Origin of the sequence: Geitlerinema sp. PCC 9228, from assembly GCF_001870905.1 — a bacterium.
Lineage (GTDB): Bacteria > Cyanobacteriota > Cyanobacteriia > Cyanobacteriales > PCC-9228 > PCC-9228.
This window is the reverse complement of the sequence record NZ_LNDC01000039.1, coordinates 1-4,218: the sequence shown is the minus strand read 5'-3', so window position 1 is coordinate 4,218 and position 4,218 is coordinate 1. Positions and strand designations below refer to the sequence as shown.

Sequence of the window (4,218 nt, the reverse complement as noted above, 5' to 3'; positions counted from 1 at the left end):
GAATTTCGGTTGCAGGTGCAGCCAGCCGGCAAATAGGAATACGGCTGACATCAGCATCAAGAAGATGGCACCTTGGTACAGGTCACCGTTGGTGCGCATACCGATGGTGTACCACCACTGATATACGCCGGAATAGGCGACGTTAACTGGGTTGGCAGCTCCCGCTTGGGTAAAGGCGTCGGTGGCTGCTTCGCCGAATTGTGGATCCCAGATGGCGTGGGCAATGGGTTGCACGTTTAGGGGATCTTGGATCCACTGCTCGAAGTTTCCTTGCCAGGCGACGTGGAACAGGTTGCCGCTGGTCCACAGGAAGATGATGGCGAGGTGACCGAAGTGAGAGGCGAAAATCTTTTGATAGAGATTTTCCTCGGTCATGCCATCGTGGCTTTCAAAGTCGTGTGCGGTGGCAATCCCGTACCAGAGACGTCTGGTAGTGGGGTCTTGAGCGAGGTCTTGGCTAAATTTTGGGAATTTGGTTGCCATAGAGCTATCTAAAGTTTTTTTGCCTTACTCCTACCAGCAATCGAAAATCCAGCGAGTAGGACAAAAGCTTCTAATGGCTAAGGATACCTATCTAGAGCTAGGAGTTCAAGCAGATTTTAAGGAACTTGATAAAACCGGTGCTCGGGGCTGCTTTTGGCTGCAGGTGGCAGGTGCGATCGCGCTCGGGGTGCCATACAGCAAAGGTTTAACTAGTTCTAAAATGGGGCAGTGTTGGTGGTTTTGGATGGGGTTTGGGGACGGTTTGACCCACCCAACCATCGCCAAAACCTTTACATTTCTTAATGAAAAGTTATAAAGCTAGTGTATTTTGCCTTCGGTGACCATCCAGTTTTCCGGGCGAAATTGGTCGCCTCCCATCGCTTGTTGCCAGAGTTGGTAGCCTTGTGGGTTTAAATGGATACCATCGGTGGTTAAGTGGTCGTACAGACGACCTTGGGCATCGCCAAATCGTTGGAATAAATTTTTGTAAATTGCTCCCCGAGCGTGCGCGATCGCTTTGAAATTGCGATTCAACCGGGCAATGCGTTGGTTGGAAATCTCCCCATTCCGCGTGGGCAAAATCGATTGCACGAATATTTCTGCCTGGGGGTGCATCTGGCGCAAGCGAGTGACAATGGCTGCCATATTTTCTAAAATTGCGCGATCGCTTGCCCCCTGCAGCAAATCATTAATCCCCGCCATCACATAAATGCGATCGGGATTCGTTTGGGCAAAATCCCCCAATCGCCGTAAAATCCCCGCCGTCGTATCTCCAGAAATCCCCTGATTCAACCACAACCTCCCCGCAGGCAATCGTTCCCGGGGATACCACAAACTCAAAGAATCCCCCAACAAAACGCTCAACCGATTGTTTCCCTGACCGTTTGCCACCGCCTGCGCCTCCAACCGCAACAACCGCCGCCATTGCTGGTAAGTAGGTTGCCGACTAGCCGATTGCCAAGCTTCGTGAAAGCTGCTAGCGGGCAAACGGGTATAAATGGTACCAGAACGCAACGCCATCCACCGCTGCTGGTAAAGCTGCGCCCCCGAACTCGGCTGTATCCTATCCGGGTCCACCGCTGGTAAATACGCCATTGCCCTCGGCAACGGTGGCAGCGACGGTCTAACTGCGGGAATTGCCATCGATTCTGCCGGCGAAGCTTGGGGGAGTTTGCCCGTTTCCCGGGTCGAATCCATTGTTGCTGGCGGTTCCGCTGCTAAGGTAGCCTCGGAAAACCAATTGCCCGCAGCCAGCAATCCCAACGCCACAACATAGGAATGCTTCAAAACCAAATTCCCTCCCATCTGGATGCTCGCTGTCTTCCCTTGCAATTTGAACCAGTCTATTTCAGGATGAATTACCGTAGTTTGCAGGCAAAGGCCGCCGATAAATAAATTTTTATAAAGCTCAGCGGTAATTTTGGGACTAGATTGTCCGTGGTTCCCTAGAATATTTGATTAAAGGCGTTAGGAACGAGCGTCGTTAGACGTGGATGGCTGACTTCTCCCCCCAAAAGTTGTGGTAAGCAAACTCGCACCACCTGATGAAGATGGGAGGATGAGGTAGTCACGTGAAGCGCCAAAAACAGCTAGTTCCGTGGAAGCGAGCTAGCGTATCGTTCATTAGCTCGTCCCATAACCATACAAGGAGAGGAAATTTCCTATGGCAGACGCTAGAGACGTAGAAATGGTAAAAGCCTACGGTGGCGATCCTTTTACCGGTCATTTGTCCACCCCCGTCAGCGACTCCGCTTTTACCAAAGCTTTTATCGGTAACTTGCCTGCCTACCGTCCTGGCTTATCTCCCATTTTGCGGGGACTGGAAATTGGCATGGCCCACGGTTACTTCCTCGTGGGTCCTGAAGTTATCGTTGGACCCTTGCGGGATTCCGCTTATGCCAACTTTGGCGGTTTGATTACGGCGATGGCCATTGTCTTGATTGGCACTGCCGCCATGGCAGCCCACGGTTTGGTTTCCTATCCCAACACCAAAATGGCTGACTCTGACGAACCTTTGAGTACTTCCGAAGGTTGGAGTCAATTTGCCGGTGGTTTCTTTATTGGTGGCATGGGCGGTGCGTTTGTCGCCTATTTCCTCCTAGAAAACTTTGAAGTTCTTGATAGCATCCTCAGGGGGACCATTAACTAACCCCCCCGATTGGCCTGTGCTTTGAGCCTGATGGCGTACGTAATTTATTAAGGAGTATTTGACATGAGTGGAGAATACGCAGCTTCCTGGTTGCCTTGGATTATGATTCCCATTGTGGGTTGGTTGCTTCCCGCTGTTGGTATGGGATTGCTATTTCTGTACATTGAAAGAGACCAAATTTCTGAAAACTAATCACCCCAATGGGGCGATTTGTGGGAGAATTCCCATTTGGTCGTAAGCCATTTCTGATGGCGCTTTTGGTTTATCCTCCGCTGTTGCAGCGGGGGATTTGTTTTGTGGTTTTGGCTACATTTGCTGGGGATAAAACTTTCCTAAAGTCAATGCTTCGTCGATCGAACTCTTTATGATTGATGCTGCTTGGGATTGTCGGTATTTATGTGGGGGTTGGGTGGTTGCAGCGAGCGATATACTAACGAAGATAGAGCAAAAGTACTCATGTAGCTGGCAGGAGCAACGTATATATGGCACGAGTCGCAATTAACGGATTTGGGAGAATCGGACGGGCTTTCATGCGGATTGCCTACCACAATCCCAACGTAGAAGTGGTCGCTATCAACGATATTGCTTTACCAGCCGACCAATCGGCGTACATGCTGCAATACGATTCCGTTTACCGTCGCTTTCCCGGTGAGGTTTCCTACGACGATAAGGGATTGGTGGTTGATGGTAAATCCATTCCCATTTTGGCGGAAAAGGACCCCACGGCTTTGCCTTGGAAAGATATGGGCGTTGACGTGGTGATTGAGTCTACTGGGGTGTTTCGTACCGCAGAAAAGGCTGGTGCCCACATCAGTGCTGGTGCCAAAATGGCAATTATCAGCGCCCCGGCTAAAGGTGGCGATGTGCCCACGGTGGTTTATGGTGTCAACGATGGTAGTATTGATACCAGCCGCGATCGCGTGATTTCCGCTGCTTCCTGTACCACCAACTGTTTGGCTCCCATTGCCTATATCCTGCATAAAGAATTTGGCATTGAAAAAGGCTGGATGACCACAGTTCACGCCTACACCGCCGACCAACGGGTGGTGGATATGGCCCACAAAAACTGGACGCGCGGACGGGCGGCAGCGCAAAATATTGTTCCCACCAGTACCGGGGCTGCCAGTGCTGTGGGTTTGGTTCTGCCGGAATTACAAGGCAAGCTGGATGGCATTGCTTTGCGCGTTCCCACGCCTACCGGTTCGGTGGTGGATTTGAATGCTATTGTCGGCAAATCGGTTACCGTCGAGGAAATTAACGAAGCTTTCAAGAAATACGCCCAAGGCGACATGAAAGGTGTTCTCGCTACCAGCGAATTGCCTTTGGTTTCTTCTGACTGCGTTGCCGACCCCCATTCTTCCGTTGTTGATTTGGGGTCTACCAAGGTGATGGATGGCAATTTTGTGAAGGTTCTTTCCTACTACGACAACGAGTGGGGCTACAGCAATCGCTTGGTCGATTTGGCAGCGAAGATGTAGGTTCGCTGGCTAATTGATAGTCAGTTTACCGCATGAATCAGGAGCTTGAAAGCCCTGACTTTTTAAAGCAGGGATGAAAAGCGACCCGTGCGGCTTCAGCCGCCGTCA

General features: G+C 50.9%; 4 protein-coding genes and 1 pseudogene. 3 read left to right on the top strand and 2 right to left on the bottom strand.

All coding sequences use genetic code 11. From position 1 onward, the window contains the following. A pseudogene (gene psaB / locus AS151_RS02805) lies at positions 1-483 on the bottom strand (photosystem I chlorophyll a apoprotein A2); the annotation flags it as partial. A 318-nt stretch (positions 484-801) separates the two neighbouring features. Next, a complete protein-coding gene (locus tag AS151_RS02795) occupies positions 802-1,770 on the bottom strand; it encodes a GDSL-type esterase/lipase family protein (RefSeq protein ID WP_170861289.1) in 969 nt (322 codons plus the stop codon). Between the two features lie 376 nt (positions 1,771-2,146). Here AS151_RS02795 and AS151_RS02790 point away from each other — a divergent pair, with 376 nt between their 5' ends. The 3 genes from AS151_RS02790 (at position 2,147) to gap (ending at position 4,110) form a co-directional block, all read left to right on the top strand. After that, on the top strand, positions 2,147-2,632 hold the full coding sequence (locus tag AS151_RS02790; protein WP_071515554.1) for a photosystem I reaction center protein subunit XI: 486 nt from the start codon (positions 2,147-2,149) through the stop codon (positions 2,630-2,632). Between the two features lie 63 nt (positions 2,633-2,695). Beyond that, entirely contained in the window at positions 2,696-2,824 is a 129-nt protein-coding gene (locus tag AS151_RS02785) for a photosystem I reaction center subunit VIII (RefSeq protein ID WP_071515553.1), read from the top strand. Positions 2,825-3,114: 290 nt separating this feature from the next. Next, entirely contained in the window at positions 3,115-4,110 is a 996-nt protein-coding gene (gene gap, locus AS151_RS02780) for a type I glyceraldehyde-3-phosphate dehydrogenase (protein WP_071515552.1), read from the top strand. The last annotated feature ends 108 nt before the right edge of the window (positions 4,111-4,218 follow it).